Source organism: Castellaniella daejeonensis, assembly GCF_039523555.1.
Lineage (GTDB): Bacteria > Pseudomonadota > Gammaproteobacteria > Burkholderiales > Burkholderiaceae_B > Castellaniella > Castellaniella daejeonensis.
Genome location: NZ_BAAAFN010000004.1, coordinates 287,306 through 311,312 on the forward strand (window position 1 = coordinate 287,306; position 24,007 = coordinate 311,312).

The 24,007-nt window shown below is 68.1% G+C and carries 23 protein-coding genes; 17 read left to right on the top strand and 6 right to left on the bottom strand.

Annotated elements, in window-relative coordinates; translation table 11 throughout:
- Window positions 1-17: 17 nt before the first annotated feature.
- The 3 genes from yajC to queA form a co-directional block, all read right to left on the bottom strand.
- On the bottom strand, window positions 18-359 hold the full coding sequence (gene yajC / locus ABD022_RS01590; protein WP_325124685.1) for a preprotein translocase subunit YajC: 342 nt from the start codon (window positions 357-359) through the stop codon (window positions 18-20).
- 118 nt (window positions 360-477) lie between these two features.
- Window positions 478-1,614 (bottom strand): tRNA guanosine(34) transglycosylase Tgt, encoded by a 1,137-nt coding sequence (gene tgt / locus ABD022_RS01595; RefSeq protein WP_325124684.1) that lies wholly within the window; start codon window positions 1,612-1,614, stop codon window positions 478-480.
- Window positions 1,611-2,687 (bottom strand): tRNA preQ1(34) S-adenosylmethionine ribosyltransferase-isomerase QueA, encoded by a 1,077-nt coding sequence (queA, locus tag ABD022_RS01600; RefSeq protein ID WP_425545191.1) that lies wholly within the window; start codon window positions 2,685-2,687, stop codon window positions 1,611-1,613. Before queA ends, tgt begins: the two co-directional genes overlap by 4 nt.
- 243 nt (window positions 2,688-2,930) lie before the next feature.
- Here queA and dacB point away from each other — a divergent pair, with 243 nt between their 5' ends.
- From dacB to ABD022_RS01650, 10 genes are all read left to right on the top strand, one after another.
- Window positions 2,931-4,373: a D-alanyl-D-alanine carboxypeptidase/D-alanyl-D-alanine endopeptidase gene (dacB, locus tag ABD022_RS01605; protein ID WP_414647427.1), complete on the top strand. Its 1,443-nt coding sequence runs from the start codon at window positions 2,931-2,933 to the stop codon at window positions 4,371-4,373.
- A 63-nt stretch (window positions 4,374-4,436) separates the two neighbouring features.
- Window positions 4,437-5,618: an ABC transporter substrate-binding protein gene (locus ABD022_RS01610; protein ID WP_325124682.1), complete on the top strand. Its 1,182-nt coding sequence runs from the start codon at window positions 4,437-4,439 to the stop codon at window positions 5,616-5,618.
- Window positions 5,619-5,637: 19 nt separating this feature from the next.
- The gene (locus tag ABD022_RS01615) at window positions 5,638-6,558 is read left to right on the top strand and encodes a branched-chain amino acid ABC transporter permease (protein WP_325124681.1); all 921 of its coding nucleotides are present in this window, start codon (window positions 5,638-5,640) and stop codon (window positions 6,556-6,558) included.
- 7 nt (window positions 6,559-6,565) lie between these two features.
- Window positions 6,566-7,543: a branched-chain amino acid ABC transporter permease gene (locus ABD022_RS01620; RefSeq protein WP_325124680.1), complete on the top strand. Its 978-nt coding sequence runs from the start codon at window positions 6,566-6,568 to the stop codon at window positions 7,541-7,543.
- A complete protein-coding gene (locus ABD022_RS01625) occupies window positions 7,540-8,307 on the top strand; it encodes an ABC transporter ATP-binding protein (protein ID WP_325124679.1) in 768 nt (255 codons plus the stop codon). The genes ABD022_RS01620 and ABD022_RS01625 overlap by 4 nt, the downstream gene beginning before the upstream one ends.
- Window positions 8,308-9,018 carry an ABC transporter ATP-binding protein gene (locus ABD022_RS01630; RefSeq protein WP_343819697.1) on the top strand — a complete coding sequence of 237 codons (711 nt, stop codon included), beginning with the start codon at window positions 8,308-8,310 and terminating at the stop codon, window positions 9,016-9,018.
- Window positions 9,019-9,111: 93 nt separating this feature from the next.
- Window positions 9,112-9,750: a uracil phosphoribosyltransferase gene (gene upp / locus ABD022_RS01635; protein ID WP_325124677.1), complete on the top strand. Its 639-nt coding sequence runs from the start codon at window positions 9,112-9,114 to the stop codon at window positions 9,748-9,750.
- Between the two features lie 170 nt (window positions 9,751-9,920).
- A complete protein-coding gene (locus tag ABD022_RS01640; RefSeq protein WP_325124676.1) occupies window positions 9,921-10,244 on the top strand; it encodes an ElaB/YgaM/YqjD family protein in 324 nt (107 codons plus the stop codon).
- 10 nt (window positions 10,245-10,254) lie between these two features.
- A complete protein-coding gene (locus ABD022_RS01645; protein WP_325124675.1) occupies window positions 10,255-10,731 on the top strand; it encodes a phage holin family protein in 477 nt (158 codons plus the stop codon).
- Complete coding sequence (locus tag ABD022_RS01650; protein ID WP_325124674.1) at window positions 10,728-11,087, top strand: hypothetical protein; 360 nt, start codon at window positions 10,728-10,730, stop codon at window positions 11,085-11,087. The genes ABD022_RS01645 and ABD022_RS01650 overlap by 4 nt, the downstream gene beginning before the upstream one ends.
- Window positions 11,088-11,139: 52 nt before the next feature.
- Here the strand turns inward: ABD022_RS01650 and ABD022_RS01655 are convergent, their stop codons facing one another.
- Entirely contained in the window at window positions 11,140-12,684 is a 1,545-nt protein-coding gene (locus ABD022_RS01655; RefSeq protein WP_325124673.1) for a UbiD family decarboxylase, read from the bottom strand.
- 77 nt (window positions 12,685-12,761) lie between these two features.
- On the opposite strand from ABD022_RS01655, the gene ABD022_RS01660 reads away from it, so the two are divergent.
- Window positions 12,762-13,649 carry a transglycosylase SLT domain-containing protein gene (locus ABD022_RS01660; RefSeq protein WP_343819698.1) on the top strand — a complete coding sequence of 296 codons (888 nt, stop codon included), beginning with the start codon at window positions 12,762-12,764 and terminating at the stop codon, window positions 13,647-13,649.
- A 4-nt stretch (window positions 13,650-13,653) separates the two neighbouring features.
- On the opposite strand, the gene ABD022_RS01665 is transcribed toward ABD022_RS01660, so the two are convergent.
- On the bottom strand, window positions 13,654-14,817 hold the full coding sequence (locus ABD022_RS01665) for a pyridoxal phosphate-dependent aminotransferase (protein WP_325124671.1): 1,164 nt from the start codon (window positions 14,815-14,817) through the stop codon (window positions 13,654-13,656).
- A 72-nt stretch (window positions 14,818-14,889) separates the two neighbouring features.
- On the opposite strand from ABD022_RS01665, the gene ABD022_RS01670 reads away from it, so the two are divergent.
- The 4 genes from ABD022_RS01670 to ABD022_RS01685 all read left to right on the top strand — a co-directional run bounded on the left by ABD022_RS01670 (window position 14,890) and on the right by ABD022_RS01685 (window position 19,929).
- Window positions 14,890-15,795 carry a hypothetical protein gene (locus tag ABD022_RS01670; protein WP_325124670.1) on the top strand — a complete coding sequence of 302 codons (906 nt, stop codon included), beginning with the start codon at window positions 14,890-14,892 and terminating at the stop codon, window positions 15,793-15,795.
- 132 nt (window positions 15,796-15,927) lie between these two features.
- Window positions 15,928-18,222: an NADP-dependent malic enzyme gene (locus ABD022_RS01675; protein WP_325124669.1), complete on the top strand. Its 2,295-nt coding sequence runs from the start codon at window positions 15,928-15,930 to the stop codon at window positions 18,220-18,222.
- Window positions 18,197-19,471: a patatin-like phospholipase family protein gene (locus tag ABD022_RS01680; RefSeq protein WP_325124668.1), complete on the top strand. Its 1,275-nt coding sequence runs from the start codon at window positions 18,197-18,199 to the stop codon at window positions 19,469-19,471. Before ABD022_RS01675 ends, ABD022_RS01680 begins: the two co-directional genes overlap by 26 nt.
- A complete protein-coding gene (locus ABD022_RS01685) occupies window positions 19,468-19,929 on the top strand; it encodes a barstar family protein (RefSeq protein WP_343819699.1) in 462 nt (153 codons plus the stop codon). Before ABD022_RS01680 ends, ABD022_RS01685 begins: the two co-directional genes overlap by 4 nt.
- 109 nt (window positions 19,930-20,038) lie before the next feature.
- Here the strand turns inward: ABD022_RS01685 and ABD022_RS01690 are convergent, their stop codons facing one another.
- Window positions 20,039-20,761, bottom strand: a complete 723-nt coding sequence (locus ABD022_RS01690; protein ID WP_325124666.1) for a 16S rRNA (uracil(1498)-N(3))-methyltransferase — start codon at window positions 20,759-20,761, stop codon at window positions 20,039-20,041.
- Between the two features lie 130 nt (window positions 20,762-20,891).
- On the opposite strand from ABD022_RS01690, the gene tkt reads away from it, so the two are divergent.
- Window positions 20,892-22,937 (top strand): transketolase, encoded by a 2,046-nt coding sequence (gene tkt / locus ABD022_RS01695; protein ID WP_343819700.1) that lies wholly within the window; start codon window positions 20,892-20,894, stop codon window positions 22,935-22,937.
- A 12-nt stretch (window positions 22,938-22,949) separates the two neighbouring features.
- Window positions 22,950-23,960: a type I glyceraldehyde-3-phosphate dehydrogenase gene (gap, locus tag ABD022_RS01700; RefSeq protein ID WP_325124664.1), complete on the top strand. Its 1,011-nt coding sequence runs from the start codon at window positions 22,950-22,952 to the stop codon at window positions 23,958-23,960.
- Window positions 23,961-24,007: the final 47 nt, after the last annotated feature.

The following is a 24,007-nucleotide window of genomic DNA, read 5'->3' on the forward strand; positions in this document are numbered from 1 at the left end:
GGCGCCCGCCGGGCGGATCAGAGCGACTTGATCGTGCCCTTGGGCAGGACGGCGGTGACGGCGCTGCGCTGCACGACGGTTTCCACGGCCTTGTCGCCCGCCTGGGCGATTTCCAGGGTCAGGTAGTTGTCGCTGACCTTGCTGATCTTGCCCAGCATGCCGCCCGACAGGATGACTTCGTCGCCCTTGGCGAGGGCTTCGACCATCTTCTTGTGTTCCTTCTGGCGCTTCATCTGCGGGCGGATCATCAGGAAGTACAGGATGACGAACATCAGGATGATGGGCAGCATGCTCATCAGCGGGTTCGGTTCCCCGGCGGCCTGGGCCGGGATCAGGGTCAGGGTGTCGACGAAGGACATGTAGGCTCCTGCGATGTCGGTGGGATTCTAGGGGTGGACACGGGCCGCATGAATCCGGCCCGTGAGTGAAATTAACTCTTGATTGTAGCGGGATATCCGGCCGGCCGTGTTCCCGTTTTCATTCGATGCCGCGCGCCCGGTCGCGATGGAAGGCTTCGCGCCAGGACTCGAAGCGGTCCTCTTCGATGGCCGTGCGCATGTCTTCCATCAGGCGCAGGTAGAAGTGCAGGTTGTGCAGGGTGTTCAGGCGGGCGCCGGAAATTTCTCCGGCACGCTGAAGGTGATGCAGGTAGGCGCGAGAGAAGTGCCGGCAGGTGTGGCAGCCGCATTCCGGATCCAGGGGGCGGGTGTCGTCGCGGTAGCGCGCGTTGCGGATCTTGATGTCGCCGTGGCGGGTGAACAGCCAGCCGTTGCGCGCGTTGCGGGTGGGCATGACGCAGTCGAACATGTCCACGCCCCGGCTCACGCCCTCGACCAGGTCCTCGGGCGTGCCCACGCCCATCAGGTAGCGCGGCGCCTGGGCGGGCATGCGCGGGGTCACGTGGGCCAGCACGCGCATCATGTCTTCCTTGGGCTCGCCGACCGACAGGCCGCCGATGGCGTAGCCCTCGAAGCCGATTTCCGTCAGCCCGGCCAGGGATTCGTCACGCAGGTCTTCGTACATGCCGCCCTGGATGATGCCGAACAGGGCGTTGGGGTTGCCCAGGTCCAGGAAGGCCTGGCGCGAGCGGCGGGCCCAGCGCAGCGACATGCGCATCGATGCGGCGGCTTCCTCGTGGGTGGCGGGACGGTCGCCGATGCGGTAGGGGGTGCATTCGTCCAGCACCATGGCGATGTCCGAGTTCAGGCTGCGCTGGATGCGCATCGATTCCTCGGGCGTGAGGAACAGGCGCGAGCCGTCGATGGGCGAGGCGAAGCGCACCCCTTCTTCGGTGATCTTGCGCATGCCGTCCAGGCTGAAGACCTGGAAGCCGCCCGAGTCGGTCAGGATCGGCCGGTTCCATTGCATGAAGCCGTGCAGGCCGCCATGGCGGTCCAGGATGTCGGTACCGGGCCGCAGCCACAGGTGGAACGTGTTGCCCAGCACGATCTGGGCGCCGATCTCTTCCAGTTCGTGCGGCAGCATGGCCTTGACGCTGCCGTAGGTGCCCACCGGCATGAAGATCGGCGTCTGGACGACGCCATGGTTCAGGGTCAGGCGGCCGCGCCGGGCGGCGCCGTCGGTGTGCAGCAGTTCGAATTGAAGTCCGGTCATGGGGTCTGGGGCTGGTCTGCGGGGGCAAGGCCCTGGGCGGCCTCGATGAACATGGCGTCGCCGTAGCTGAAGAAGCGGTAGCGCGACTGGACGGCGTGGGCATAGGCGCGGCGGATGGGATCCATGCCCGCCAGGGCGGACACCAGCATCAGCAGCGTCGATTGCGGCAGGTGGAAATTGGTGATCAGGGCGTCGACGTTCGAGAAGCGGTAGCCGGGGGTGATGAACAGCCGGGTGTCGCCCTCGCAGGTGTGCTCGCCGTCGCCGTCGTGGGCGGCCGCTTCCAGCGAACGTACGCTGGTGGTGCCCACGGCGACCACGCGGCCGCCGCGCGCCCGGGTTTCGCGGATGCGGCGCAGGGTTTCGGCCGGCACGACGTAGCGTTCGGCATGCATGACATGCTCGCTGATGCGCGCGACGCGCACCGGCTGGAAGGTGCCTGCGCCCACGTGCAGGGTGACGAAGGCCCGTTCCACGCCCTTGGCCTGCAGGCGGTCGAGCATGGCCTGGTCGAAGTGCAGGCCTGCGGTGGGCGCGGCGACCGCGCCCGGCTTGTCGGCGTAGATGGTCTGGTAGCGCGTTTCGTCCTCGGCGTCGGCGCTGTGGGCGATGTAAGGCGGCAGCGGCACGCTGCCGTGCTGTTCCAGCAGTTCCAGCACAGGGGCGGGAAAGGCCAGTTCGAACAGCTCGTCCTGGCGGCCCAGGACTTCGGCCTCGAAGGCGCCGCCTGCCAGCACCAGCCGGGTGCCGGGGCGGGGCGACTTGCTGGCGCGCACGTGCGCCAGGGCGCGCCGGGGCTCGGTGATGCGCTCGACCAGCACTTCCACCTGGCCGCCGCTGTCCTTGCGGCCGCGCAGCCGGGCCTTGATGACCCGGGTGTCGTTGAAGACCAGCAGGTCGCCGGCGCGCAGCAGGCCGGGCAGATCGATGAATTGCCGGTCATGCAGGGCGCCGGTGCCGTCCAGGTGCAGCAGCCGGCTGGCGTCGCGCCGCTCGGCAGGATGCTGGGCGATCAGTTCGGGGGGCAGTTCGTAGTCGAACTGCGAAATGTCGAGGGATTCGGTCACGGGCAGGCCGGGCGCGGGCAGGGGCGTCCGGGGAAGGAATGGATCGGGGATGGAAACGGGGGGTATTTTAGTCCGATGCGTCCGCGTCCTGCCCGGCCGGGCCACGGGGCGGGGCAGGACGCGGCATTCGGGCTCATCGGAAACATCCGCTTTGGATTATGCTGGCGATTTTGGCGCGGGCCGACGGCGCAGGCGCATTTCTTGTCGGGTTTTGTTTTAGTCGGATTTTGATCGGGTGACGGCATGCGGCTGGTGAGAAGGATGATGCGGGGATCGTGGCGACTGGGCGCGGGGTTGGCGGCGTGCCTGCTGATGGGCATGTCGCTGCAGGCTGGCGCGCAGGCGCTGCCGCCGGAACTGCAGAAGGCCTGGAAGGCCACGAAACTGCCGCTTTCTTCACTGTCGCTTGAAATCCGCGAGGCCGGAGGCCCCGTCATTGCCAGCGTCCAGGCCGGGGAACCGCGCAACCCGGCCTCGGTGATGAAGACCGTGACCACCTGGACCGCCTTGTCGGCCCTGGGCCCGGACTACGCCTGGCGCACCCGGTTCCTGTCCGACCCCGGGGCCCGCGTGGACGAGCAGGGCACTTTGCAGGGGCCGCTCTACGTCCAGGCAGCCGGGGATCCCTGGTTTCGCCAGGAAGATCTCTGGAACATGCTGCGCGAACTGCGCCTGCGGGGCGTGAAGAACCTGTCCGAGGTCGTCGTGGACCGCAGCCGCTTCGGCGACGTGGCCATCGACACGGGCGCCTTCGATGATTTCCCCGATCGTCCCTACAATGCCAGCCCCGATGCAATGATGGTCAACTTCGGCGCGACCCGGCTGGTGTTCCTGCCCGATGCCCGATCGCGCCAGTGGATTCCCCTGCTCGATCCGCCGACGCGAAACGTGCGCGTCGAAGGCCGGCTCGAATGGCTGGACGGCGCCTGCAAGGGGTCGCCCGCCGTGGCCGCCGACGTGCGGCCGGAAGGGCCGGTCTCGGTCATTCACGTATCCGGCAAGGCCGTGGGCGACTGCGGCGAATTCAGCGTGTATCGCCTGGCCGGCAATCAGGGCGACCACTTCGAGGCGCTGTTCCGCCTGCTCTGGCGCGAACTGGGCGGCACGCTGTCGCGCGGCATCCGCGAAGGCCGCGCGCCTTCGCGGGCCACGGTGCTGGCCTGGCATGATTCCCCCACACTGGCGGACGTGATCCGCCAGATCAACAAATACAGCAACAACGTCATGGCCCGCATGACCCTGCTGACCCTGGGCGCCGAGCTCAATGGTCCGGGGGCCACGCCGGACAGCGGCGGTCGGGCGGTCCGGCAGATCCTGAAGAACCAGGGCGTGGACACGGCGGGCTGGGTGCTGGACAATGGCTCGGGCCTGTCGCGCCAGGGCCGCATCACGGCGCGGGGCCTGGCGCAGATGCTCGACGTCGCCTGGCGTTCGCCCCTGATGCCGGAATTCGTCTCCTCGCTGGCGATTTCCGGGGTGGACGGCACGGTGCGCCGCCGCCTGCGCTCGGAGGACACGCGCGGACAGGCGCACCTGAAGACCGGAACCCTGCGCGATTCGCGCGCATTGGCCGGTTACGTGCGCGGCGCCAGCGGCAAGCGCTATATCCTGGTCAGCCTGGTCAACAGCCCGAGCGCCGCCGCCGTGCGCCCATTCGACGATGCGGTCGTCGAATGGCTGGCGGCGCGCTGAGCTGCGGGATCCGGGACTTTCAATCCACACGCATGAATATTCAATAACACCGGAGGAACAATCATGCATGCATCCTTGCGCTTCATGACGGCGGCTGTGGCGGCCGCCAGCCTGTCGGCGGGGGCCGCCCAGGCCGCCGACGCCGTCAAAGTCGGCCTGTTGACCACGCTGTCCGGTCCGGGCGCCGCCCTGGGCATCGACATCCGCGACGGTTTCGAACTGGCCGTCAAGCAGGCCGGCGGCACGCTCGGCGGCCTGAAAGCCGATGTCATCGTGGCCGATGACCAGCTCAGCCCCGATGCCGCCAAGCAGACCGCCGACCGCTTGCTCAAGCGCGACCGCGTCGATTTCATGACCGGCATCGTGTTTTCCAACATCATGCTGGCGGTGGGGCAGCCGGTGTTCCAGTCCAAGACTTTCTACATCAGCGCCAATGCCGGCCCCTCCCAATACGCCGGCGCCCAGTGCAATCCGTACTTCTTCAGCGCCTCCTACCAGAACGACACCATGGATGAGGCGGCCGGCAAGGTCGTGCAGGACCGCGGTTTCAAGAAAGTCGCGCTGATCGCGCCGAACTACCCGGCGGGCAAGGATCACCTGGCCGGCTTCAAGCGGTTCTACAAGGGCGAGATCGTCATGGAGGACTACACCCAGCTGAATCAGCTGGACTACGGCGCCGAGCTGTCCAAGCTGCGCGCTTCGCAGGCGGATGCCGTGTTCATCTTCCTGCCGGGCGGCCTGGGCGTGAACTTCATCAAGCAGTTCGTGGGCGCCGGCCTGAACCAGAACATGAAACTGTTCGCACCGGGCTTCTCGGGCGACGAGGATGTGATCCGGGCCGTGGGCGAACCGATGCTGGGGCTCTTCAACACGTCCCAGTGGGCGCACGACATGGACAACGCCGCAAACAAGCGGTTCGTGGCCGATTTCGAGAAAGCGTACGGGCGCCTGCCCACGATGTACGCCTCGCAGGGCTATGACGCTGCGCGCTTGATCGACGGCGCGGTGCGCAAGGTGAACGGCAACCTGAAGGACAAGGATGCGCTGCGCAAGGCGCTGGAATCGGCGCCCTTCGAATCCGTCCGGGGCGCGTTCAGGTTCGATGCCAACCACTATCCCATCCAGGACTACTACCTGCGCGAAGTCGTCAAGGATGCCCAGGGCCGCGTGACCAACAAGCTCGTGGGGCGCGTGCTGGAAAACCATGCCGATGCGTACGTCGGCGAGTGCAAGATGCCGTCCTGATCCGCCGGAACGCGCACGCATGAGCGGTATCCTCCTGCTCGAGCAGTTGCTCAACAGCCTGCAGTTCGGCCTGATGCTGTTCCTGCTGGCGGCGGGGCTGACGCTGGTGTTCGGCATCATGGACCTGATCAACCTGGCCCATGGTTCGCTGTACATGATCGGCGCCTACCTGGTCGCCACCATCGCGGCCGCCTCCGGTTCGTTCTGGATCGGCCTGGCGGGCGGCGTGGCCGCCTCGGCGGTGTTGGGCGCGGTGCTGGAATGCACCGTGGTCCGGCGGCTGTACCAGCGGGATCACCTGTCCCAGGTGCTGGGGACTTTCGCCCTGCTGCTGATGGCCAATGAGGGCGTGCGGATGATCTGGGGCTCGCAACCCTTGATGATGCCCATGCCCGCCGGGTTGTCCGGACCGGTCGAGCTGCTGCCGGGCTTCAGCTATCCGGCCTATCGGCTGCTCATCATCGGCGCCGGCCTGGCCGTGGCGCTGCTGCTGTACGTGCTGGTGACGCGCACCCGGCTGGGCATGCAGGTGCGGGCGGGGGCATCCAATCGTGAAATGGCGCAGGCGATGGGCGCCGACGTGCGCCGTCTGTTCACGCTGTTGTTCGCCTTCGGGGCCGCGCTGTGCGCTGTGGCGGGGGGGATGCTCGGGCCCCTGCTGGCCGTCCAGGTCGGCATGGGAGAGAGCATCCTCATCCTGGCATTCGTGGTCATCGTGATCGGCGGCATCGGTTCGATCCGGGGGGCGCTGGTTGGCGCGTTGCTGGTGGGCCTGGTGGACACGGCTGGCCGCACGGTGGTGCCGATGCTGTTCGAGCTGCTGATGGGGCCTGCCGCCGCCGACAATGCCGGTCCGGCCGTGGCCTCGATTCTGATCTACGTGCTGATGGCCGCCGTGCTGTTCTGGAAACCGCGGGGCCTGTTCCCCGCTCGGGGGTGAGGCGAGGATGGCGCATTCTCCGCAACACGAGTCCCCGGGGCTGCTGGATCATGCGCTGCGCGCCCGCAGCGCCGTACCGCTGCTGGTCCTGCTGATCCTGCTGCCTTTTGCCGCCCTGGCGCTGGACGAAGGCTTCTACATCGGCGTGGCCAGCCGCATCCTGATCTTCGCCCTGGCAGCCACCAGCCTCAACCTGATCCTGGGCTTCGGCGGCATGGTCAGCTTCGGCCATGCCGCTTTCGTCGGCATGGGCGCCTATACCGTGGGCATCCTGATGCAGAGCGGCATTGCGTCGGCCTGGATTGCCTGGCCGGCGGCGCTGCTCGTCGGCGGGTTGTTCGCTTTCGTGATCGGGCTCGTCAGCCTGCGCACCCAGGGTGTGTATTTCATCATGATCACGCTGGCGTTCGCGCAGATGCTGTTCTACCTGATGGTATCGCTCAAGCAGTACGGCGGCGAGGATGGTCTTCCTCTGGCAACGCGTTCCGATCCGGGGCTGGGCCTGGATCTGTCCGACGACGTGCAGTTCTATTTCGTGGTGCTGGCGATCTGCGCCGGCGTGTTCGTCTGCCTGGCCCGGCTGCTCAATGCGCGCTTCGGCCACGTGCTGCAGGCGATCCGGGAAAACGAGACGCGCATGGCCGCGCTGGGCTTCGCAGTCTATCGCCACAAGCTGATCGCCTTTACGCTGGCAGGCGCCATTGCCGGGTTGGCAGGCGCCCTGCTGGCCAACCAGAGCAGTTTCGTCAGCCCGTCCCTGCTGCAATGGAGCCAGTCCGGCATCCTGCTGGTCATGGTCATCCTGGGGGGCGTCGGTCATCTGTACGGCGGCCTGGCCGGTGCGGCGGCGTTTCTGCTGATCGAGGAAATCGTGTCCTCCTACACCATCCACTGGCAGTTCGGCCTGGGCGCTCTGCTGCTGGCCGTGGTGCTGCTGGCACCCAACGGGCTGATGAGCCTGGTGCGCCGCCGGGGCGCGCCATGACGCCGGCATCCATGGCAATCCTGTGCGTCGACCGGCTGGTCAAGCGCTTCGGCGGGCTGGTGGCTACCGATCGGGCCAGCCTGACGATCCGCGACGGTGAACTGCATGCGCTGATCGGCCCCAACGGCGCGGGCAAGACCACGCTGATCCACCAATTGTCCGGCGCGCTGGCGCCGACCGGCGGCACGATCCGCTTCGCGGGCGAAGACATCACGGCGCTGCCCATCCATGCGCGCGTGCATCGGGGGCTGGTGCGCTCCTACCAGATCACCAGCGTGTTCAGGCGTCTGTCGGTGCTGGACAATCTGGCCCTGGCGGTACAGGCGCGCGACGGCAGCAGTCTGCGTTTCTGGCGCCCGGCGCGGGCCGAGCGGGAACGCTATGCCGCTGCTGCGGCTTTGGCCGGGCGGGTGGGGCTGGCCGCTTGCCTGGACCGCATCGCCGGCGCGCTTTCGCATGGCGAACAGCGCCAGCTCGAAATCGGCCTGGTACTGGCCTTGCGGCCCCGCCTGCTGTTGCTCGACGAACCCCTGGCCGGGATGGGCGCCGAGGAATCCGAACGCATGGTGGCGCTGCTGCAGAGCCTGCGCGGCGAGCACACCATGCTGCTGGTGGAGCACGACATGGATGCCGTCTTCCGCCTGGCGGACCGGATCTCGGCGCTGGTGTCCGGCCAGGTGATCGCGACGGGCACCCCGGACGAAATCCAGGCTCATCCCGAAGTCCGGCGCGCCTATCTGGGCGATGAGCAGGGGGTTTCGTAGATGAGCGGCTTGCTGGAAGTCGAAGGATTGCAGACCGCCTACGGCGACAGCCAGGTGCTGTTCGGCATCGACCTGGCCATCGGGCCGGGCGAGGTCGCCACCCTGCTGGGCCGCAACGGCATGGGCAAGACCACGACGGTGCGTTCCATCCTGGGCCTGACGCGCGCGCGGGCCGGCACGATCCGTTTTCTGGGAGAGCGGATCGAATCGCGCGCACCGGATCGGATCGCCCGCATGGGCCTGGCCGTCGTGCTCGAGGGACGGCAGATTTTTCCGAACCTCTCTGTCCGTGAAAACCTGATGGCCTTTGCCGCCCGCCGCAACGCGAGCGCCGATCCCTGGACGCTGGACCGCGTCCTGGCGCTGTTTCCCAGGCTGGCCGAGCGGGCTGGCAATATGGGCAACCAGCTTTCGGGCGGTGAGCAGCAGATGCTGGCCATCGGCCGCGCCCTGATGACCAATCCGCACTTGCTGATCCTGGACGAGGCCACGGAAGGCCTGGCGCCGTTGATCCGAGAGGAGATCTGGCGCTGCCTGGACACGCTGCGCGGCCAGGGTCAGGCCATTCTCGTCATCGATAAGTATGTCCAGCGCCTGGTGCGGCTGGCCAACCGGCACACGCTCATCGAACGCGGCCGGGTCGTGTGGCAGGGCGAATCGGCGGCGCTGGCCGCTTCTCCTGAACTGTGGCAGCGCTACATCGGAATCTGACCCGGATGGGCCTGCTTCCGCCGCACTGCCGGGCTGCGACGCCGCCCGGCGAGTTACACTGCATGCCAACTTGTTCTTGACATTCGAGCCGCCATGCCCATCCATGAAATCCGCCATCCTCTGATCCGCCACAAACTGGGCCTGATGCGGCGGGCGGATCTCAGCACCAAGAATTTCCGCGAGATGGCCCAGGAGATCGGTGCCCTGCTCACCTACGAGGCCACCAAGGATCTGCCGCTGGAGCCCACGCGCGTCGCCGGCTGGGCCGGCGAAGTCGATGTCGAGAAGCTCGCCGGCAAGAAGGTCACCGTGGTGCCCATCCTGCGCGCCGGCATCGGCATGCTCGACGGCGTGCTGACCTTGATTCCGGGGGCCAAGGTCAGCGCGGTGGGCATCGCGCGCAACGAAGAAACCCTGCAGGCCCAGCCCTACCTGGAAAAGCTCGTCGGGCAGCTGGACCAGCGCCTGGCGCTGATCGTCGACCCCATGCTGGCCACGGGGGGATCCATGGTGGCCACCATCGACATGCTCAAGCAGGCCGGCGCCCGCACCGTGCGCGCCCTGGTCCTGGTGGCCGCGCCCGAAGGCATCGCCGCCGTCGAACGCGCGCATCCCGACGTGCACATCTACACCGCCTCCGTCGACGACCACCTGAACGAAAACGGCTACATCATCCCCGGCCTGGGCGATGCGGGCGACCGCATATTCGGCACCCGGCAGAAGGCGGATTGACCGGCCGGCATTGCGCCGCCGTTCCCATGACGCGCGGCGCCGGGACTGCCTTCCGGCCCGTGCCGGGCCCCGCGTTCTTGATCCATATCAGGCACCTCATGTTTTGAAACATCGGGTTTTCCTGGATCAGGTAGGATGAAGATTCATAAGTCCTCATTCAGGAGCCGTCCATGGCCACTCGCAAGCAAATCGCCACGCAATCCGCGGGAGATGCGTTGATCGAAGACCTGAAATCCAGCCTGGACCAGGCCGAAAGGCTGCTGCGCGAAGCTGCCGATGCCACCGGGGAAAAAGCCGCCGACCTGCGCGCCCGGGCGCTGCAGGCGCTGGACCAGGGCCGCGAGGTGCTGTCCGAAACCCAGGCCAGCCTGCTGGAGCAGGGGCGCAAGGTGGCGCACGATACCGACGAATACGTCCAGGCCAATCCCTGGAAGGCCGTGGGAATCGCCGGGGTGGCCGGCCTGCTGCTGGGCGCGCTGCTGTCGCGCCGCTAGGCACGGGCCAATGGGACCGCTAGGCCGCGCTTTTTCCGACCTGGCCGCCCAGCTGGCGGCCCTGGCCGGCACGCGCCTGGAACTGCTGGGACTGGAAGCCCGGGACGCCGGCGACCGCCTGCTGTGCCGCCTGGCGGTGTTGCTTGTGGCGGCGATCTTCCTGCTGCTCGCGCTGCTGGTGGCCACACTGGCCGTGGCCCTGGCGTTCTGGCCCACCGAATACCGCTTCCTGGCCCTGGGTTTGCTGGCGCTGCTGTATGCGGCCATGGGCGCTGCCCTGGCGTGCTGGCTGATTCGCCGCCTGAGACAGGATCCCGATCCGTTCGCCGTAACGGTCGAAGTGCTGCGCGAGGACGCCCGGGCGTTGGCCGGCACGGCGGAACCTGCTTCCCGGGACGACGCGCCTGCGGGCGGTGGCGCCGATCCTGCGGGCCGTTCCGACGGTGCTTCCAGGCTCGACGACCCGATCCCGGAGGACATCCCATGAACGCGCAGCCCCCGGATCGCGCCGCGCGGCCCACCATGGCCGACCGCCGCCTGCGCATCGAACTGCTGCGCATGCGCGCCGGCTACGAACGCATGGCCGTCCGGCGTGGCGCCTGCAGGCTGGCCGGCGAGCTGCGACCCGAATCCCTGGTGGCCCAGGCGCGCGACCGCCTGGGATCGGTCGGGCTGGGCTGGCTGGGCGGCGGGCTGCGGGCCATGCGCCGCTACCCCGTGCTGCTGTCGCTGCTGACTTCGGTGGTCTCCAATCCCCACCGGCGCGGCATCGCCCTGAAAACCGCCCTGATCGCCGGCCTGGTCTGGCTGGGCAAGCGCCGGCGCCGCGAAACCGGCGAATAAGCCGCCGCCGGCACAACCCCGGGCCGCAGGTCTTGCGGCGTGGGGGAGCGCCCTACAAGCCCAGCTTGTCCCACATCGCGTCCACCCGCGCCTTGACTTCCGGGCTCATCTGGATCGGGCGGCCCCATTCGCGCTGGGTTTCGCCCGGCCACTTGTTGGTGGCATCCAGCCCCATCTTGCCGCCCAGCCCGGAGACCGGCGAGGCGAAATCCAGATAGTCGATCGGCGTGTTGTCCACCAGCAGGGTGTCGCGCACCGGATCCATGCGTGTGGTCATGGCCCAGATGACTTCGGGCCATTGCCGCGGGTCGATGTCCTCGTCCACCACCACGATGAATTTGGTGTACATGAACTGGCGCAGCACGCTCCACAGGCCGAACAGAATGCGCTTGGCGTGGCCCGGGTACTGCTTGCGGATCGACACCACGGCCAGGCGGTAGCTGCATCCTTCGGGCGGCAGATAGAAATCGACGATTTCCGGAAACTGGCGCTTGAGCAGGGGAACGAAGACCTCGTTCAGGGCCACGCCCAGCACGGCGGGCTCGTCGGGCGGCTTGCCGGTGTAGGTGCTGTGGTAGATGGGGTCGCGCCGATGGGTGATGCGTTCCACCGTGAAGACCGGGAACCAGTCCTGTTCGTTGTAGTAGCCGGTATGGTCGCCGTAGGGGCCTTCCAGGGCCATCTCGTAGCCGGTGTCCGGCGGCGGGGAGACGCCTTCGGGCACGTCCGGGCGCCGCGCGCGCGGGTCGCTGGCCGGCAGGATGTGGCCTTCGAGGATGATTTCCGCATGGGCCGGCACCGACAGGCCGCTGGTCAGCGCCGGCGCGAGTTCCGTGCGGGAGCCGCGCAGCAGGCCGGCGAACTGGTATTCGGACAGGCTGTCGGGAATGGGCGTGACGGCCGCCAGGGTGGTGGCGGGGTCGGCACCCAGCGCCACCGCGATCGGAAAGGGTTCGCCGGGATGGGCCAGGCAATGGTCGCGGAAATCCAGCGCGCCGCCGCGGTGCGACAGCCAGCGCATGATGAGCTTGTTGCGGCCGATCAGCTGCTGGCGGTAGATGCCCAGATTCTGGCGGCGCGCGCGCGGGCCGCGCGTGATCACCAGGCCCCAGGTCAGCAGCGGCGCCACATCGCCGGGCCAGCAGCTTTGCAGGGGCAGGGCGTTCAGGTCCACGTCGGCGGCTTCGATGACGACTTCCTGGCAGGGTGGCGTGCGCGTCTGCCGGGGGTTCATGTCCCACAGGGCCGCCTTCAGCATCGAGACTTTCGACAGGGCATCGCGCATGCCCTGGGGCGGCGTGGGCTCGCGCAGCGAGGCGAGCAGCTCGCCGGTCTCGCGCAGGGCCGAGACGTCTTCTGCGCCCATGCCCCAGGCGACGCGCTGCGGCGTGCCGAACAGATTGGCCAGCACCGGGGTGCCGCAGGCCTGGCCCGCGTGCTGCGGATGCTCGAACAGCAGGGCGGGGCCGGCGGCCCGCAGGACCCGGTCGCTGATTTCGGTCATTTCCAGGTGGGTGGAAACGGGGTGCGCAATGCGCTTGAGCTGGCCCTGGCGTTCCAGCTGGGCGATGAAGTCCCGGAGGTCGCGGTATTTCACGGAGTGTCGTCGATCGGGTTACAGTGGCGTCGTGCCAAAGATTACCATTCCCCCCATCCGGACGGTTGGAGGTGCCCATGCGGTCCGTTCCTGAGCGGCTGCAGCACAGCGTCCTGGCTGTGCTGCGGCCCGTCGGCGAGTTCGTCCACGTCAGCGCCATCTACCTGGGGCTGGCCGTGCTCACCACGCTGGGCCTGAGCCTGGTGCTGCCTTCCATGCGCCAGCAGTCGCAGCAGTTGCACGAGGTCGTCCTGGCGATGTTCCAGGCCGACGGCGCCGGCTATGCGGGCGACGACGAAGGCGATCTGCAGGAATGGTCCGTGCCGCCGGTTGCGCAGGCGCCGGAGGGTGCCGCACCGTCCGATGGCCCGGCCGACGGCGGCGCCGACGGTGCCGTGGCGGATGCAGGCCAGCCGGCAGGTCCGGCGGACCAGACCGCGGCGGCCGGACGCCTGACTTTCACCGGCGCCCTGGCCGCCAGCCTGCGCGACCAGCCGATTCCGGGCGTGAGCCAGGCCCAGGCCCATGCCTTGCGCAGCTACCTGGCGCGCAAATACCGCATCGCCAACAGCGTGGCGGGCGCCCTCATCCGCGCGGCCTTCGAGATCGGCCGCGAACGGAATCTGGATCCGCAGCTGCTGCTGGCCGTGATCGCCATCGAATCGCGCTACAACCCCTTTGTCGAAAGTTCCGTCGGCGCGCAGGGCCTGATGCAGGTCATGACGAGCGTGCACCGGGCCAAGCTGCGACCCAGCGGCGGGCCGGCGTCCGTCTTCGATCCGGTGGTCAACATGCGCGTCGGGGCGCAGATCCTGGGGGATTGCATCCGTCGCCGCGGCGGCATACAGGGCGGCCTGGCCTGCTATGTGGGCGCGACCGGGCCCAGCGACGGCGGCTACGGCGCCCGGGTGCTGGCCGAACGCCGCCGCATCGCGCTGGCCTCGGGGCTGCCGCCCAAGGACTGACGGGCTAGAGCGTTCCCAGGAATGCGCCCATCCGGTCGACGGCCTCGCGCAGGCGGTCCAGGCCGGTGGCATAGGAAAAACGCACGGTGCGGCTGGCGTGGGCCTGGCCGAAATCCAGGCCCGGCACCGCGGCGACCCCGGCCTCGTGCAGCAGGCGGCGGCAGAATTCCGTGCTGTCCAGCCCGTGTTCGCCAATATCGGAAAAAATGTAGAAGGCCCCGTCGGGTGCGGCAGGCACGCGCAGGCCCAGGCGATCGAATGCGGGCAGCAGGAAGTCGCGGCGTTCCTTGAACGACAGGCGCCGGTGCTCGTAGACCTGCATGACTTCGGGTTCGAAGCAGCTCAATGCCGCGTGCTGGGCCAGCGCCGGCGCGCAGATCGCCAGGCTGGCGGCCAGGCGTTCCAGGGCGGGCATCATGGCCTGGGGCGCGATCAGCCAGCCCAGGCGCCAGCCCGTCATGTGGAAATACTTGGAGAAGCTGTTGATGACCACCAGGTCGTCGTCCAGCGTCAGGCCGCTGAGCGGGGGCTCGTCGTAGTACAGGCCCAGGTAGATTTCGTCCAGGATGACGAAGCCGCCGCGCGCGCGTACGGCGGCGACCAGGTCGCGCAGGGCCTCGCGCGGCATCGATGTGCCGGTGGGGTTGCTGGGCGAGGCGATCAGCACGCCGCGCGTGGCCGGCCCCCAGTGGGCATCGATGTCCTGCGGGCGCAGCTGGTAGCGGTGCTCGGCCGTGGTAGGCACCAGGCGCGTGACCCCGCCGGCGGCCGTGATGAAGTTGCGGTTGGCGGGGTAGGACGGATCGGGCATCAGGATTTCGTCGCCCGGATCGACCAGGGCCATCGCCGCCAGCAGCAGCGCGCCCGATGCGCCCGATGTGATCAGGACGCGGGCCGGATCCACGGCCGCGCCGAAATGCGTGCCGTAGTAGTGGGCGATGGCTTCGCGCAGGGCCGGGATGCCGGCGGGCGCGGTGTAGCCGCTCAGGCCGGCGTCGGCGGCCCGGTTCAGGGTCTCCAGCACTCGCGCGGGGGCGGTGAAATCGGGCTCGCCGATGCCCAGGCTGATGATGTCGCGCCCCTGGGCCGCGAGGGCCTGGGCCTGTTTCAGGACTTCTACGGCGTAGAATGGCGCCGTGCGTTCGGTTCTGTCGGCCAGTCGGACCATCGCGCAACCTTGCAATGCTGTTCGGAATGAAAGCCCGATTGTAGTCCGTCGTCCTGAGTCCGGAGCCCCGCCATGCAGTCTCCTTCCCGCCGCGCATTCCTGGTCGGCCGCCGTACGGAACGATCTCCCTGGGAGACCTTCCTGGCGCGGCTGCGCCGTGCCGTGCAGGGGAGCGTGCACGATTTCTCCACCGAGACCGGCAGTGCCCGGCTGGTGCCGGGCCACATGCAGGACGTCTACCATGCCCGGTCCCTGTGCCTGGAACACGGCATCACCCTGGCGCTGGATGGCATGCCGTCGTCCGCGCGGCTGGATGACGGCCCCGTGTTGTGGGTCGAACCGGGGGCCGCGCTGGCGCGCTGCGAACGCCTGGGCCCGGACGATCCGCGCTGGTTCGTGCAGCCCGGTTGCCTGATCGGCGATCTGGAGCAGGCCGGGCTGCCGCAGTTCCGCGATCAGCCGCCGCACCTGACCGTGGCGGCCTGGCTGGCCGATCGCCGCGCCTGCGACTGGGACTGCGGCGACACGGCCGCCAGCGGCCTGGTGCATGCGCTGGTGCTGCTGGCCGACGGCACTCAGGCCAACCTGGGCGCCTTCGGGGTGGACAACCGCAAGCCGCTGGACAATCTGCGCGTCCAGGGCATGATCCCCCGGCTTTTCGAACTTGCCTCGGCGCCGGCCGCCGACGCCCTGCGGGCCGGCGGCCTGTGGAACGGACGCTACCGGCTCGATGCCCTGCGGCCGGCCGAAGACCGCACCATCAACCTGGCCCACCTGCTGCTGGGCCATGGCGGCGAGCTGGGCTGGGTGGAGTGGCTGGTGTTCGACGAGCGCGCTGGGCATCCGTGCGAACGGCCCTATGAAAGCCGCTACGGGAACCGCCCGGGGACCGGCGAGCCCGGGTGCGAGACAGACCTGGCCGTGCGCGCCCTGTTCGACCCGGACGGCATCTTCCCGGACCAGAGCCAGCAGTTCTGAGGCTGGCCGCCCCGGCCCTGCCGCTTTCCATATGGCCGGCATGCGCCCCCGCCATACCGCGGGCGGGCGCAAGCGGCTAGAATGGCTGGCAGCACACCCTCTTTATTACACTCGTATCAAGGCTGCCTCACCATGGACGAATCCCTCCGCGCCGCGGCGCTCGAATATCACGAGCACGGCCGTCCCGGAAAAATCTCCGTCACTCCCACCAAACAGCTCTCCAACCAGCGGGACCTCGCCCTGGCTTATTCTCCCGGCGTCGCCGCCGCATGCGAGGCGATCGTCGACGACAACCACAATGCCTTCCGCTACACCGGGCGCGGCAACCTGGTCGGCGTGATCACCAACGGCACGGCCGTCCTGGGCCTGGGCAACATCGGCCCCCTGGCCTCCAAGCCCGTGATGGAAGGCAAGGCCGTGCTGTTCAAGAAATTCTCCGGCCTGGACGTCTTCGACATCGAAATCAACGAGCAGGATCCTGACAAGCTGGTGGACATCATCGCAGGCCTGGAGCCCACCTTCGGCGGCATCAACCTCGAAGACATCAAGGCGCCGGAATGCTTCTACGTCGAAAAGAAGCTGCGCGAGCGCATGAACATCCCCGTCTTCCACGACGACCAGCACGGCACCGCCATCTGCGTGACGGCGGCCTTCATCAACGGCCTCGAAGTCGTGGGCAAGGACGTCTCCCAGGTCAAGGTCGTGGTGTCCGGCGCGGGCGCCGCGGCCCTGGGCTGCCTGGAACTGATGATGGACATGGGGCTGCCGCTGGAGCACATCTGGGTGTCCGACATCGAGGGCGTGGTCTACGAAGGCCGCACGGTCCTGATGGACGAAAAGAAGGCCCGCTTCGCGCAGAAGACCGATGCGCGCACGCTGGACGACATCATCGGCGGCGCCGACGTGTTCCTGGGCTTGTCCGCCGGCGGCGTGCTCAAGCCCCACATGGTGCAGAAGATGGCCGAACGCCCGCTGGTGCTGGCGCTGGCCAATCCCAATCCGGAAATCCTGCCGGCCGACGCGCTGGCGGTGCGGCCCGATGCCGTGATCGCCACCGGCCGGTCCGACTTCCCCAACCAGGTCAACAACGTGCTGTGCTTCCCGTACATTTTCCGCGGGGCGCTGGACGTGGGGGCAACCACCATCACGCGCGGCATGGAAAAGGCCGCTGTCATGGCGATCTGCAAGCTGGCCCGGGAAGAGCAGAACGACATCGTGGCGGCCGCCTACGGCCTGTACGATGTGTCCTTCGGCCCCAACTACTTCATTCCCAAGCCCTTCGATCCGCGCCTGATCGTGCGGATCTCTCCCGCCGTGGCGAAAGCCGCCATGGACGATGGCGTGGCGACGCGCCCCCTGGCCGACCTGGAAAGCTACGCGGGCCAGCTGGAGCAGTTCGTCTATCATTCCGGCGCCTTCATGAAGCCGCTGTTCTCGGCGGCGCGCGCCATGATTCGCGACGGTGGCAAGTCGCGCATCGTCTTCGCCGAAGGCGAGGACGAGCGCGTGCTGCGCGCCGTGCAGATCGTGGTCGACGAGCGCCTGGCCAAGCCCATCCTCATCGGCCGCCCCGCCGTGCTGGCCGACCGCATCCAGAAATACGGCCTGCGCATCCGCCTGGGGGTCGACGTCGAAGTCACCAATCCCGAGCACGACGAGCGCTTCCACCAGTACTGGACCACGTACTGGGAACTGATGTGCCGCCGGGGCATCACCAAGGAAATGGCGCGCGTCGAAATGCGCCGCCGCCTGACCCTGATCGGCGCCATGATGGTGCGCCTGGGCGATGCCGACGGCATGATCTGCGGCACCGTGGGATCCTATGGCAACCATCTCCGCTTCGTCGACGAAGTCCTGGGGCTGCAGCCCGGCGCGCGCACCTATGCGGCCATGAACATCCTGCTCCTGGAAGAGCGCACCCTGGCGCTGGCGGATACCCACGTCAACGACAACCCCGACGCTGCGCAGATCGCCGAGATCACCCTGATGGCGGCCGCGGAAATGCGCCGCCTCAACATCGAGCCCAAGGTCGCGCTGCTGTCGCGTTCCAATTTCGGCACCGGCAGCTCGTCGTCCGGCGAGAAAATGCGCCAGGCCCTGGATCTGGTGCGCGAACGCGATCCCGGCCTGGAAATCGACGGCGAAATGCATGGCGACTGCGCTCTCGATCCGGCGCTGCGCGAGCGCATCCTGCCGTCCACCACGCTGCACGGCGAGGCCAACCTGCTGATCTGCCCCAGCGTGGATGCCGGCAACATCGCCTACAACCTGCTCAAGACGGCGGCGGGCGGCAATGTGGCGGTGGGACCGTTCCTGCTGGGCGCCAATGCGCCGGTGCATATCCTGACTTCCAGTTCCACCGTGCGGCGGATCGTCAACATGACCGCGCTGACCGTGGTCGATGCCAACAAACCTCGCCACGCCTAGGGAAACGCCAGACCGGCGGCCCGTGCCCGATGCGCCGCCCGTCGCTTCCGACGGGCGCGGCGGGCGGCCCAGGATCGGTCTGATCCTCACGGGGGGCGGCGCTCGCGCCGCCTATCAGGCCGGCGTGCTCTCGGGCGTGCTGGAACTGCTGAATCCGGACCGCCGCCGGGATTTCCGCAATCCCTTCGACATCGTCTGCGGCACATCGGCGGGGGCCATCAATGCCGCCGCCCTGGCCTGCCGGGCGCACCAGCCGCATCGCGCCGTCGATCACCTGTGCAACCTGTGGCAGGCACTGCATACCGCGGACATCTATTATTCGGATGCCGCGCGGCTGATGCGCACCGGCCTGCAATGGCTGGGCATGCTGGGCCTGGGCTGGATCCGGCCCCAGTTGTCCCGCTACGCACCGCATTCCCTGCTGGACAACGAGCCGCTGGCCAGTCTGCTGGGCCGCACGCTCAATTTTTCCCGCCTGCAGACCAACCTGGACCGCGGCCACCTGAGCGCCCTGGCGATCACGGCGACGGCCTACACCACGGGCGAGCACCTCACCTTCTACCAGGCCCGGCAGTGCATCCAGCCCTGGTCGCGCACGCTGCGGCGCGCCGTGGCGTGTGCCATCGGCGTGGACCACCTGATGGCTTCCAGCGCCATTCCCTTCGTCTTCCCGGCCCGCGCCATCCTGACGGGCGGCAGCACGCTCTGGTGCGGGGACGGCTCGATGCGCCAGCTGGCCCCGATCAGCCCGGCCATCCACCTGGGGGCCGAACGCGTCTTTGTCGTCGGCACCAACTACAGGGATGAAACCAGCCCGGGCATCCGCGATCTGGACCCGCCATACCCCAACCTGGCCCAGGTCGCGGGGCACACGCTGTCGAACATTTTCCTCGATGGCGTGTCCATGGATATGGAGCGCATGGAGCGGATCAATGAGCTGCTTGCACGAATCCCCGCAAATCGTTTAAAAAGCGATTCACTGCGACCCATCCATACCCTGATGATCGCGCCCAGCCAGTCCCTGGACGAACTGGCGCTGGAGCATCTGGATGAATTGCCGGGCGCCGTGCGCACCTTGTTTCGCGTGCTGGGCGTTTCGCCACGCAGGATCGAGCCGGGGGGCGGCGCGCTGGCGTCCTACCTGTTGTTCGAATCCGGCTATACCAGCAGCCTCATTGCGCTCGGCAGGGCAGACAGCCTGAAGCAGGCAGAGAAAGTCATCGCTTTTTTCAAGGAGTGGTCCGCATGAGTCCGGCCCAGATAAAAAAAATGCTCACGCAGGGCGTGGTCGATGCCCAGGCGGTGAGCGAGCAGGAAGCCCTGGCGGCCGCCACCGAGGCCGGCCTGGCGGCCTTCGTCGTTGACTGCGATCGGGCGCGCAACCGTTCCGCCGTGCTGCGCGCCGTGGTCAAGGCCATCGATTACCCGGAGTATTTCGGCGGCAACCTGGATGCCCTGTACGACGGCCTGTGCGATACCCTGATGGACCAGAAGGAAGGCCTGTTCCTGTGGTTCCGGCACCTGCATTCCGGCGATCCCGCCCTGGCCGAAGACGCCCAGGCCATCCAGGCCGTCTGCGACGACGTCGTTGAATTCGGCCAGAACAACGAGCGCCGCTTCGCCTACGCCATCCAGCATGCCGGGGCGCATCCGGCGCCCGAGCCGGGCATCGATCCCACTCCGTATTCGGGCCGCGAGGAAGTCTGATCTTTCGCTGGCTGTACGAACGGCGCCCGATCGGGCGCCGTTCGTGTTTTTGCCGGCCTCGTGCGGCCCGCCCGGCGGGCGGCTCCGGGTGCGGGAAAGGCGCGGATCGCTACCAGTCGAGCAGGGCCGTGGCCGCTGCGGCCAGGGCCAGCCCGGCCGTTTCGGTGCGCAGGACCCGCGCGCCGAAACGTGCGCCCTGCAGGCCGCTGCGCCGGGCCAGGGCCAGTTCTTCCGGCGACCAGCCGCCCTCGGGGCCGACCATCAGCGTCAGGCTGTCCCGGACTCCGGCCAGGGCAGCACGGAAATCCAGGGGGCCGTCCGGGTGGCAGAACAGCGCGGGCCCGTCCACGGCTTCGAGGCAGGCGGCCAGCGGCGCAGGGGGATGGACGGTCATCAGCCGGTTGCGGCCGCATTGCTCGCTGGCGGCCCGGGCGATGGCGCGCCAATGGTCCAGGCGCTTGTCCAGCCTGGGGCCCGACAGGCGCAGGACGCTGCGCTCGGCGGCCACGGGATGCAATTCCGCCACGCCCAGCTCGACCGCCTTTTCCACGATCCAGTCCATCTTGTCGCCCGAAGCCAGCCCCTGGATCAGGACCAGCCGGCCATGCAGCTCGCTTTCGACGGCTTCGCATGCTCCCAGCTCGGCCAGGGCGCGGCGGCCTTCGATGCGCAGCGTGGCAGGGTATTGGCCGCCCCGGCCGTCGAACAGCACGATGGCCGCGCCGTCCGCGAGCCGCAGCACGCGCACTGCGTGATGCGCCAGGGCGGCCGGCAGCTCGATGCGTTCGCCGGCGGCCAGCGGGGTCTCGCAGAAGAAGCGGGGATGCGTCATGGCAATGACCATTGTGCGGGTGCCGTGGAATATAAACCGGATCGGTCGGGGTGGTAAAATCCATGGCTTTGTGATTCTGTATGCGGTGAGGCCATGGCTTCGGTCGTGCAGCGCTTACCCCCGAAACCCTATGAGCGCCTTGCCCGCCCCTGATCCTTCCATGGCCGATGCCATTCGCGTCCTGGCCATGGATGCCGTCCAACAAGCCAATTCCGGGCATCCCGGCGCGCCCATGGGCATGGCCGACATCGCCCATGTGCTCTGGACGCGGCACTTGCGCCATAACCCGGCGGATCCCTCCTGGATCGACCGCGACCGCTTCGTGCTGTCCAACGGCCACGGGTCGATGCTGCTCTACGCGCTGCTGCACCTCACCGGCTACGACCTGCCGATCGACGAACTGCGCCGGTTCCGCCAGCTGCATTCGCGCACTCCCGGCCATCCCGAAGTCGGCATCACGCCGGGCGTCGAAACCACGACCGGCCCGCTCGGCCAGGGCCTGGCCAATGCGGTCGGCATGGCGCTCGCGCAGGCCTTGCTGGCGGGCGAGTTCAATCGCCCCGGGCACGAACTGATCAGCCACGAAACCTACGCCTTCGTCGGCGACGGCTGCCTGATGGAAGGCATCTCCCACGAAGCCTGCTCGCTGGCCGGCACCCTGGGCCTGTCGCGGCTGATCGTGTTCTACGACGACAATGGCATTTCCATCGACGGCGAAGTCGAGCACTGGTTCGCCGACGACACGCCGGCGCGCTTCGAGGCCTATGGCTGGAACGTCCTGCGCGGCGTCGACGGCCACGACATGAACGCCATCGATGCCGCCATCGTCCAGGCGCGCGCGTATGCCGCCGCCGGCCGGGGGCCGACCCTGATCTGCTGCCGCACCGTGATCGGCCGCGGCGCACCCAACAAGGCCGGCACCGAGAAAGTCCACGGCGCTCCCCTGGGGGCCGACGAGATCGCCGCCGCGCGCAAGGCGATGGGCTGGAATCATGCCCCCTTCGAAATCCCGCGCGAAGTCTACAACTACTGGGACGGCCGCTCGCGCGGCGCCGACCTGCAGTCCGAATGGCAATCGCGGTTCGACCGCTACGCCGAGGACCATCCCGAGCTGGCTGCCGAACTGTGCCGCCGCATGGCGGGCGAGCTGCCGGCCGATTTCGCGGATCGTGCCCACGCCTATGTCCTCTCCACCCAGGACAAGGCGGAATCCATCGCCTCGCGCAAGGCCTCGCAGCAGGCCATCGCGGCCTTCGCCGAGATCCTGCCGGAACTGCTGGGCGGTTCGGCCGACCTGACCGGTTCCAACTTCACCGACTGGAAGGGCGTCGAGGCCGTGCGCCGTGCGGCCGGCGGCCCCCGCTCGGGCCGCCACATCAACTACGGCGTGCGCGAATTCGGCATGGCCGCCATCATGAACGGCATCGCCCTGCACGGCGGCTACCTGCCTTTCGGCGGCACATTCCTGACCTTCTCCGACTATTCCCGCAATGCCCTGCGCATGGCGGCGCTGATGAAACAGCGCGTGGTGCATGTCTTCACCCACGATTCCATCGGCCTGGGCGAAGACGGTCCCACCCACCAGTCGATCGAGCATGCCGGCAGCCTGCGCCTGATCCCCAACCTCCACGTCTGGCGGCCCTGCGACACCACCGAAACGGCCGTCGCCTGGCAGTCCGCCCTGTCGCGCCCCGCCAGTCTGGGCACGGCCGTCAAGGACGGCGGGCCTTCGGCGCTGCTGCTGTCGCGCCAGAACCTGCCTTTCGTGGCCCGCGACGCGGCCACCACCGAGGCCATCGCCCGGGGCGGCTATGTGCTGCGCGACATGGTGGGCGCGCGCGCCGTGCTGATCGCCACGGGTTCCGAGGTCGAACTCGTCCTGCAGGCCCAGGATCGCCTGGCCGCGCGCGGCGTGGCGACCCGGGTGGTGTCCATGCCCTGCACCCAGGTCTTCGACGCCCAGGACGCCGCCTGGCGAGAATCGGTGCTGCCGGCGGGACTGCCGCGCGTGGCCGTCGAGGCCGGCGGAACGGCCACCTGGTACAAATACGTGGGCACGACGGGCGCCGTCGTGGGCATCGATACCTACGGTGAATCCGCACCTGCGGGCGAGCTGTTCAAACACTTCGGGCTGACGGCCGACCACGTGGCCGCCGTCGTCGAGCAGATTTTGTAAAGGAGCTCCTTCATGACCATCCGCGTCGCCATCAACGGTTACGGCCGCATCGGCCGCAATATCCTGCGTGCCCACTACGAAGACGGCAAGAAGCACGACATCCAGATCGTGGCCATCAACGACCTGGGCGATCCCAAGACGAACGCCCACCTCACCCGCTACGATACGGCGCATGGCCGTTTCCCCGGCACGGTCGAGGTCGACGGCGACTACATGGTCGTCAACGGCGACCGCATCCGCGTGCTGGCCGACCGCGATCCGGCCAAGCTGCCCTGGGGCGACCTGGGCGTGGACGTGGTGCTGGAATGCACGGGCTTCTTCACCTCCAAGGAAAAGGCCTCGGCCCACCTGAAGGGCGGCGCCAAGAAAGTCATCATCTCCGCCCCGGGCGGCAAGGATGTCGACGCCACCATCGTCTACGGCGTCAACCACCAGGTCCTGAAGGCCTCCGACACGGTCATCTCCAACGCCTCGTGCACCACCAACTGCCTGGCGCCGCTGGTCCACCCGCTGCACCAGCAGCTGGGCATCGTCAACGGCCTGATGACCACCGTCCACGCCTACACCAACGACCAGGTGCTGACCGACGTCTACCACTCCGACCTGCGCCGCGCCCGTTCGGCCACGCACAGCATGATTCCCACCAAGACCGGCGCCGCTGCCGCCGTGGGCCTGGTGCTGCCCGAACTCAACGGCAAGCTCGACGGCTACGCCATCCGCGTGCCGACGATCAACGTGTCCATCGTCGACCTGTCCTTCGTTGCCGCGCGTGAAACCTCGGTCGAGGAAGTCAACGGCATTCTCAAGGCCGCCTCGGAAGGCCCGCTCAAGGGCATCCTGGCCTACACCACCGAACCGCTGGTCTCGGTCGACTTCAACCACGACCCGGCTTCCAGCACGGTCGACGCCTCGCTGACCAAGGTCTCCGGCTCCCTGGTCAAGGTCTCCTCCTGGTACGACAACGAGTGGGGCTTCTCCAACCGCATGCTCGACACCACCGTGGCCCTGATGGCCGCCAAGTAAGGCTGCCGGCATCGTGCGACGTGGGGCGGGGCAACCCGCCCTCGTCG

What these genes read in the sequence shown, in the direction of transcription:
- yajC (WP_325124685.1), bottom strand. Translation starts at nt 359, where the DNA reads ATGTCCTTCGTCGACACCCTGACCCTGATCCCGGCCCAGGCCGCCGGG.
- tgt (WP_325124684.1), bottom strand. Translation starts at nt 1,614, where the DNA reads ATGACCGGACTTCAATTCGAACTGCTGCACACCGACGGCGCCGCCCGG.
- ABD022_RS01610 (WP_325124682.1), top strand. Translation starts at nt 4,437, where the DNA reads ATGCATGCATCCTTGCGCTTCATGACGGCGGCTGTGGCGGCCGCCAGC.
- ABD022_RS01615 (WP_325124681.1), top strand. Translation starts at nt 5,638, where the DNA reads ATGAGCGGTATCCTCCTGCTCGAGCAGTTGCTCAACAGCCTGCAGTTC.
- ABD022_RS01620 (WP_325124680.1), top strand. Translation starts at nt 6,566, where the DNA reads ATGGCGCATTCTCCGCAACACGAGTCCCCGGGGCTGCTGGATCATGCG.
- ABD022_RS01625 (WP_325124679.1), top strand. Translation starts at nt 7,540, where the DNA reads ATGACGCCGGCATCCATGGCAATCCTGTGCGTCGACCGGCTGGTCAAG.
- ABD022_RS01630 (WP_343819697.1), top strand. Translation starts at nt 8,308, where the DNA reads ATGAGCGGCTTGCTGGAAGTCGAAGGATTGCAGACCGCCTACGGCGAC.
- upp (WP_325124677.1), top strand. Translation starts at nt 9,112, where the DNA reads ATGCCCATCCATGAAATCCGCCATCCTCTGATCCGCCACAAACTGGGC.
- ABD022_RS01640 (WP_325124676.1), top strand. Translation starts at nt 9,921, where the DNA reads ATGGCCACTCGCAAGCAAATCGCCACGCAATCCGCGGGAGATGCGTTG.
- ABD022_RS01645 (WP_325124675.1), top strand. Translation starts at nt 10,255, where the DNA reads ATGGGACCGCTAGGCCGCGCTTTTTCCGACCTGGCCGCCCAGCTGGCG.
- ABD022_RS01650 (WP_325124674.1), top strand. Translation starts at nt 10,728, where the DNA reads ATGAACGCGCAGCCCCCGGATCGCGCCGCGCGGCCCACCATGGCCGAC.
- ABD022_RS01660 (WP_343819698.1), top strand. Translation starts at nt 12,762, where the DNA reads ATGCGGTCCGTTCCTGAGCGGCTGCAGCACAGCGTCCTGGCTGTGCTG.
- ABD022_RS01665 (WP_325124671.1), bottom strand. Translation starts at nt 14,817, where the DNA reads ATGGTCCGACTGGCCGACAGAACCGAACGCACGGCGCCATTCTACGCC.
- ABD022_RS01670 (WP_325124670.1), top strand. Translation starts at nt 14,890, where the DNA reads ATGCAGTCTCCTTCCCGCCGCGCATTCCTGGTCGGCCGCCGTACGGAA.
- ABD022_RS01675 (WP_325124669.1), top strand. Translation starts at nt 15,928, where the DNA reads ATGGACGAATCCCTCCGCGCCGCGGCGCTCGAATATCACGAGCACGGC.
- ABD022_RS01680 (WP_325124668.1), top strand. Translation starts at nt 18,197, where the DNA reads ATGCCAACAAACCTCGCCACGCCTAGGGAAACGCCAGACCGGCGGCCC.
- ABD022_RS01685 (WP_343819699.1), top strand. Translation starts at nt 19,468, where the DNA reads ATGAGTCCGGCCCAGATAAAAAAAATGCTCACGCAGGGCGTGGTCGAT.
- ABD022_RS01690 (WP_325124666.1), bottom strand. Translation starts at nt 20,761, where the DNA reads ATGACGCATCCCCGCTTCTTCTGCGAGACCCCGCTGGCCGCCGGCGAA.
- tkt (WP_343819700.1), top strand. Translation starts at nt 20,892, where the DNA reads ATGAGCGCCTTGCCCGCCCCTGATCCTTCCATGGCCGATGCCATTCGC.
- gap (WP_325124664.1), top strand. Translation starts at nt 22,950, where the DNA reads ATGACCATCCGCGTCGCCATCAACGGTTACGGCCGCATCGGCCGCAAT.